Below are 6,446 nucleotides of genomic sequence, written 5' to 3'. Positions count from 1 at the left end.
AGCGGATGGTCAAAGAGACGATCGTCGAGGCTCTCGAAGAGATCCGCGAGCAGAATCCGGTCGGGCGGATTCTGCTCGTGGCCGATAACTACGGCTCCCATCATGCTCATCTCACCCAGGATCGGGCCGACGAACTCGGCATCGAGTTCGTCTTCATCCCGCCGTACTCGCCGACGCTGAACGCGATCGAGCCGCTCTGGAAAGACCTCAAACGCGAAATCTCGCCAGAGATTTTCGCGGACAAAGAGCACTTCCGCGAATTTCTCACCGAGACGTTTCTCCAATTAAGCCGTCGCATAAGTTTCGCTATCGCTCTTGCCGAGTCTGGTGAAACAGTCGCGGAGGAACTACAGCATCCCGCCGTATGCTAGTGGATGTGCACCAACAGACAGCTTTCGGCGGGATGCTCCAGGAAGTTGTTGAGCGCCAAGCAATAGTGTTCCGCCCCGATCCGCTCGACGCCATCGTCGAGCGGCGCTGCAAGCGTGCGTGGGAGCAGGCTCCCTGTCCCAAGTGTGGAGAAACAGCTCTCCAGACTCGGGACAGCAGTCCCCGAGTCTGGTGTCGTAACTGCCGCTATAGCTTCACATACACCCGAAACACGCCGTTCGCAAACACCGGTCTTACACCCGGTGAACTCCTTCTCATCTTCATTCTCTACGCTGATACCTTGCTCAGCATCAACCAGATCGCCCAGCTATTCGATTCCTGCTACGACACAATCCATGCGCAACTCCGTGATGGGGAAGCCGCGTTCGAACGCGGCTTTCCCCTCGTCTGGGAGCGCATCCAGCACACCGTTGAGGGACCAACACAGATCGATGAAACCGGCTCGAAGTGTTCGGGCTACAAAGGTCAATCGCCGCCGCGGGATGGTCTCTCCCGCGGCGGTTCTGGGGAACCGGGCCGATCACGCTGGGAGGGAGCACCGGGCGACAAACTCACGCTCGTCGCGGCGAGCCGCGACGTGCTTCGGGTGATCTCAGCCGAAGAAGGATCAAAATACGACGAGAATCTCGGGCCAGTGATCGAGGAAGCAGGCGATCTCTCCCAGCCGCTGGGAGAGATCTGGACCGACGAACTTCCCGCGTATCAGCAGATGAACCACGAGCATCGAACCGTTGTTCACGACGATAAGTACGTCTCAGACGAAGGCGTCCACACAAATCAAGTCGAATGCCTCTGGTCGTTGATCCAGCCGTGGCTGGAGAAGTTCCGTGGTCTCTCCAAACCAGGATTGGAACAGTCCGTCCGAACCTACGGGTTCGTACGGACGTTGAACCTCGTCGGAGCACCGCTACACGGCCTCGTTGACTGCTTCGCCCTCAACGTGTTTCACTAGATTCGGCAAGAGCGTTCGCTATTGACTGGATTGAGACTTTTCTCCCGGATATTCAGGTGTTAAGGTGATCACTCTAGCGCAACTGCTCCGCCGACGAGGGCCAGCCCCACGAAAATTGCAATCAGACCGTGAGATTGACTCAGTGCCGTCGACTCTGCCTCACCATGCGCTGATACGACTGGGGTCTGGAGCAGTACAACTAACAGGACGGCGAGTTTTCCGACGGCGCCGACGAACCTTGTCGATTGCGACTGCGTGTAGTCGCCGGATGCCCGCGCTCGGAAGGGATCCTGGGCCATTATCAAATGGTTCTCTTCCAAACGGATCTATCTGCTGGATCTGCACCGGACAGTCGAACAGGTTTTCCCTTTGGGTTGATCTGGAGCCGGTAGAAAGCCGACAGAACGTGACTGGAGAATGCTCTTCTGGACTCAGTTTGAGTTATCGATATCTCCGGCGTTCGAGTTCACGAGTTGGTGTGATTGATAATACGGATTTTCAGCGTCGACGAGGGATTCGAGTATAGGGCCGATGGCAGTCCCTCCCTGAACTAGCCCATACTCGTCCTACTCGCAAGCATATCGGACAATGACGGCTTCCAACTCGCCATCCTGAGCTATCGATATGCTTGACGGCTTGCATGGACGATGCACGTCCTGTTTCCAAACAGGAATCGCCAGACATGGGAGTTCACCCAACCCTATGTCACTCCGTCCTGTGCCCCATATATCACTCCCCTGACCAAGACTTGTTTAATTTGTCGCGGAGAACCAACGGAATCAGAGCGGTCATACCGAAGAAAGCCAGCAAATACCCAAGCATAGCTAGGCCGCCGGAATTCCAATAGAAGGTCATCGACACGAAGAGAGTTATACCAATCAATATGGTCATACTTATCGCAATGATCAGACGGCTGGCACCCATATTAACACGGAGAAAATGGCCGGTGAAGTATCTTTTCTCTCTGTGGCAAATTTGCTCAATAAGGCATCACATTCAGCATAGATGGAAAATGAATCTTTACCAGCATATGTAAAATATGGACTTCTATAACCAAAAGTAACCGTCCTGACTTCGGAGTGTAAGCGCAAACTGGACTGGCAATGCCTTCAATTCGCGCGTTAACTGCCGAAATCAGTCAATTGTGTCTCGTCCATCAAGCGACTAATCGAGAATTGTAGTGTGCTGTGGTTTTCTGGCCCAAAAAGAGGAGAATTGATGAGAGCTGTTGCTACCCACGACGCGAACTCAGTGTAGCTTCAACTGTACTCCTGCGAGTCCGTTTCGAGTTCGATCGGATAGGGTTGATGTAACTTGATTCGTGCGTCGTCGGTGGTGGACTGCCAGTCGATGAGTCGATCAGCCGCATTTCGGTGCTTCTGCCACGCGGCGACCCCCGATCGGAGGGTCGCTACGTGATAGAGTCATCCAGGCGTCCCAGTACCGGATAGTGTCGAGTACAGGAGCCACACGTTCAAAACGACGATGAGGCCGATAATAACCGCGAGCCCATAGGTCGTCCTCGTCTTATTCGTGAAACTCCCCATAATGTCCTCTTGGTAGGTGAACCAGAGCAAGGGGATGAGGACGAACGGGAGTTCGAAGCTCAGCGCAACTTGGGAGGCCACGAGGACACTCGTCGGATCGAAGCCCGCCAGCACGATGGCGAGGCTCGGGACGAGTGTCACGGAGCGACGGATCCAGACATTCACGTTGAGGTCCAGAAATCCATCCATGACGGTCTGCCCGGCCATAGTTGCGACCAGTGATGATGACAGTCCGGCCGCGATGAGCGCGATGCCGAAGGCGAAACTCGCATTCGTGCCAAAGACTCCTTGGAGTGTGACATACGCCTCGGTGAGTGTTTCAATACCTGTCCCTTGAAGCGATGCAGCGGCGACGATAAGCATAGCAGCATTCACGAACATCGCGCCGAACAGTGCAAGTGTCGTGTCGATGCTTTCCAGTCGGAAGTGGCGCCGATGAACAGCTTCCGTATCCCCGTTAGCCTCGACTTGCTGTTGTCGACGATCCTGGACAAGTGTCGGATGCAGATACACGCTGTGAGGCATGACCGTCGCACCGAGAATCCCGATCGCAATAAACAGCGCACTCGAGTTCGGGATCGACGGTGCTAGCCCGGCAGCAATTTCCCCAGCGGTCGGTTTCGCAAGTACCATCTGGAAGACAAATGCAAGCGAGATCACCCCGACGAGCGCCATGATCGTGAACTCGATCCACCGAAAGCCACGCCGATAGGCCGTACGAATACCGAGCAAGGCGAACGAACTTATCCCGGCGAGGACCGCCCCGGCTGCTAGCGGGAGTTGGAAAACTAAGCTAAACCCAATCGCAGCACCGATGATCTCTGCCATATCGGTGGCGATCATCGCGAGTTCGGCTGCAGCCCAGAGAGGCCAGACGAGCGGTTTAGGCAACCGTTCACGGCAGAGCTGTGCGACGCCTTTCCCCGTTGCGATCCCAAGTTTCGCAGCGATGATTTGAATCCCAATGGCCATCAGGCTCGCAAGGACGATCACCCAAAGCAGGGCTGTCCCAAACTTCGCACCGCCCGAGATGTTCGTGGCCCAATTCCCGGGATCCATATACGCGACACTAATAAGGAATCCCGGCCCGAGATAGTACATGAGTTCCCGCAGTGATGGACGGCCGATTGTGCCCGTATTATCGTCTGAGTCCAGAGTCACACGTTCTCTGAAAGACAGTTAAAGCCAGCTAATAAAATAACCACCGAATCAAATTTTAGATTTAGTCTAATCTAACTCCGTTGGGATCTCAGTCACGGAACCAGCGTTGACACTTCGTTGATTTGATGGGCCCAAATAGAGCGAGCAACGCTAGTCGGCAGGGAGACAGCCGTCTCGCACGGGTGAGGTTGAACACTGATCATTCCGATGGGGGTGACCTCTTTGATGGTAACGCGCGTTCCGGGTTTGATTCCATGTGCCTCGAGATACTGGAGAATCTCGGGATCCTGATTCCGAACTCGTTGGATAATGACTGTTTCGTCCACGCTGAAGTTGATAAGCGCTGTCCCGGAAGGGTCTTCAACAGGATCCAAGTCGGCACTCGGAATTGGATCGCCATGGGGATCGACTTGCGGCTCGTCAAGCCGAGTGGCGAGTCGGTCGATAAACGTCTCGCTGACGTGATGTTCCAGCCGGTCAGCCTCATCGTGAACTTCGCTCCAATCGTAGCCGAGTTCTTCAGTGAGATAGGCCTCAAGTAAGCGGTGATGACGAATCACTTCCAGTGCGACGGATTCGCCTGTTGGGGTGAGTTCGACGCCTTGGTAAGGCTCATGGCTGACCAAGTTTTTCTCGGCCAGCTTCTTCAGCATGCTTGTCACGGTCGGCGGCTTGACGTCCAGCTGCGTAGCGATGTCCGATGTTTTGACGTTCCCATCGACTTCCGCGTGGAGGACATAGATCGCTTTGAGATAGTCTTCCATGACGGCACTCAACATCATCGATGAGTGAATTAGAACCGCCTAATTCTTATATTTGTCTACCGAGATTCATCCCTACTACGATACTCACATAGACCACCCTAGGTCACGTCCCGAGGTGCTTGACCTGTTCTCAAGTGTAGAGGGCAATACTCAGTCGATCACATCGGGTTAGAGGGAGTGTCTGCTTGGATGCGGTGTGAAGCCTAACCAAGCAGACAACGAGTTAGAGGAAGAGCACCTGCTTAATTTTGTCGCCAACAGTCTCGGAGACGAACTCCCGATTGACCTTGGTGAGAACGTTGAGGTCACCGCCAATGAGTTGTACGAGCTCCTCGCCGGCACCAGCGCCGGCGGGACCTCGATCAATCATGTCTGCGAGACGACTGACGATTCGCCTCACGCCAATACCGTCCGTGACCATCTCACCGATCAGTTCGATCTAGACGCTGTTGAGGCGGTCGGGAACACGCTCCTTCAGCGAGATGCCTTGGAGACGCTCCCAGATCGACCGGTGGAGGTCGTCGAGTAGTCTGCGTAAGTTATGACCCCTTGAGCTGGATGATGGAATATCCGATTCATCCCGGCGCTATCTATCGATTTAGCCCTGACCCTCACACCTGTTCTGGAAGGGTTCAATTATTGCGCTGACCACTCGCCAGGAGTCCCGAACGACAGATTTTGTGCACGAGACGGGTGACTGACTCCGATTGGTTGCCAACTGTACATGGATGTCTCAACCGACATCCGAGTTCGAGTCTGCGATCAGCAGACTCGAACGACAGGCCGAGGAATTGATTCACAAAGACACGGACCTTCTGGCCGTGGTCCGTGGGTTTGACTTCAGCGAGACTGGAGTCTACGAAGCTGGGAAAACCAAGTGGAACGCTCGTTACGGCTACGGGCCGATGGTAAGGGCGTTCTACTGCAAGGAGCTCGCCGGCTTCACGACCACAGAGCTCCACGAGTACCTCGCGACTGCCGAGCGTGCCCGCACGCTCGGCTTTGATCCCGACCAGTTCGCTGGGGACAAAACTGCGCCGGGTCGGACCACACTCGGTCGCGCCTGGCGCGACCGGTTCTCGAATCGGCTTCAAGCTTTCATCCGAACATCTGCTGAACACATCCTCGCGGTTGCCCACGAGATGGGCAACCCGCTCGGACTGCGCGCGCTCGATCCTGAGGACAAGAGCGATCTCTCCACCCGGTCGGAACAACGCTACGTCACTGGAAAAGCAAAGGACGTCACGGAGGCGCTCTGTCAGATCGTGTTTCCGGCGATTGACCTCACAATCGACCGGACGAGGGAACGCGGTATGAGGATACCGCGTTCCTCGATCTCCAGAGTTACCTCGGGTTGACCAGGACTGCTGCCAATCAAGGAAGCCGGATCTTCGACGAGGAAACAACGCGTGAGAACGGCGGTCCTGACGGTGATACGCATCTCCACTACATCAAGCAACTCGAGGCGATGGAGATCGCCTCGATGGTCAACGGAGCGATTGGGATGCCTTGTTGAATCGCAAGACGTCGTCGAGATACGATCGATAACTCACACGCTCACGGCGTCACAGACGGAATTTCGGAGCTAGAAGATGCAGTAGCGGCCGCTACTGGTGTGTGTTGAAAGGTCAG

General features: G+C 55.2%; 5 protein-coding genes and 2 pseudogenes. 4 read left to right on the top strand and 3 right to left on the bottom strand.

Annotated features, from left to right (window positions below; translation table 11 throughout):
- The first annotated feature begins 5 nt into the window (after positions 1-5).
- Both DVH23_RS25400 and DVH23_RS22890 read left to right on the top strand, forming a co-directional pair.
- The gene (locus tag DVH23_RS25400) at positions 6-371 is read left to right on the top strand and encodes a transposase (RefSeq protein ID WP_114579651.1); all 366 of its coding nucleotides are present in this window, start codon (positions 6-8) and stop codon (positions 369-371) included.
- Positions 365-1,342 carry an IS1595 family transposase gene (locus DVH23_RS22890; RefSeq protein ID WP_114579650.1) on the top strand — a complete coding sequence of 326 codons (978 nt, stop codon included), beginning with the start codon at positions 365-367 and terminating at the stop codon, positions 1,340-1,342. Before DVH23_RS25400 ends, DVH23_RS22890 begins: the two co-directional genes overlap by 7 nt.
- Before the next feature lie 68 nt (positions 1,343-1,410).
- Here DVH23_RS22890 and DVH23_RS22885 read toward each other — a convergent pair whose 3' ends face one another.
- From DVH23_RS22885 to DVH23_RS22870, 3 genes are all read right to left on the bottom strand, one after another.
- On the bottom strand, positions 1,411-1,641 hold the full coding sequence (locus DVH23_RS22885; RefSeq protein ID WP_114579649.1) for a hypothetical protein: 231 nt from the start codon (positions 1,639-1,641) through the stop codon (positions 1,411-1,413).
- 1,125 nt (positions 1,642-2,766) lie between these two features.
- Positions 2,767-4,017 (bottom strand): Nramp family divalent metal transporter, encoded by a 1,251-nt coding sequence (locus DVH23_RS22875; protein WP_394342656.1) that lies wholly within the window; start codon positions 4,015-4,017, stop codon positions 2,767-2,769.
- Between the two features lie 125 nt (positions 4,018-4,142).
- Complete coding sequence (locus DVH23_RS22870; protein WP_114579647.1) at positions 4,143-4,832, bottom strand: metal-dependent transcriptional regulator; 690 nt, start codon at positions 4,830-4,832, stop codon at positions 4,143-4,145.
- Positions 4,833-5,010: 178 nt separating this feature from the next.
- On the opposite strand from DVH23_RS22870, the pseudogene DVH23_RS22865 reads away from it, so the two are divergent.
- A pseudogene (locus DVH23_RS22865) lies at positions 5,011-5,337 on the top strand (ISH3 family transposase); the annotation flags it as partial.
- 205 nt (positions 5,338-5,542) lie between these two features.
- A pseudogene (locus tag DVH23_RS22860) lies at positions 5,543-6,318 on the top strand (ISNCY family transposase); the annotation flags it as partial.
- Positions 6,319-6,446: the final 128 nt, after the last annotated feature.

Source organism: Saliphagus sp. LR7 (assembly GCF_003344565.1).
Taxonomy (GTDB): Archaea; Halobacteriota; Halobacteria; order Halobacteriales; family Natrialbaceae; genus Saliphagus; species Saliphagus infecundisoli.
This window is presented reverse-complemented; position numbering and strand designations above follow the sequence as displayed.

Bases quoted from the DNA above. Each gene is read 5' to 3' on its own strand.
- DVH23_RS22885 (WP_114579649.1), bottom strand. From the start codon at position 1,641: ATGGCCCAGGATCCCTTCCGAGCGCGGGCATCCGGCGACTACACGCAG.
- DVH23_RS22870 (WP_114579647.1), bottom strand. From the start codon at position 4,832: ATGATGTTGAGTGCCGTCATGGAAGACTATCTCAAAGCGATCTATGTC.
- DVH23_RS22890 (WP_114579650.1), top strand. From the start codon at position 365: ATGCTAGTGGATGTGCACCAACAGACAGCTTTCGGCGGGATGCTCCAG.
- DVH23_RS25400 (WP_114579651.1), top strand. From the start codon at position 6: ATGGTCAAAGAGACGATCGTCGAGGCTCTCGAAGAGATCCGCGAGCAG.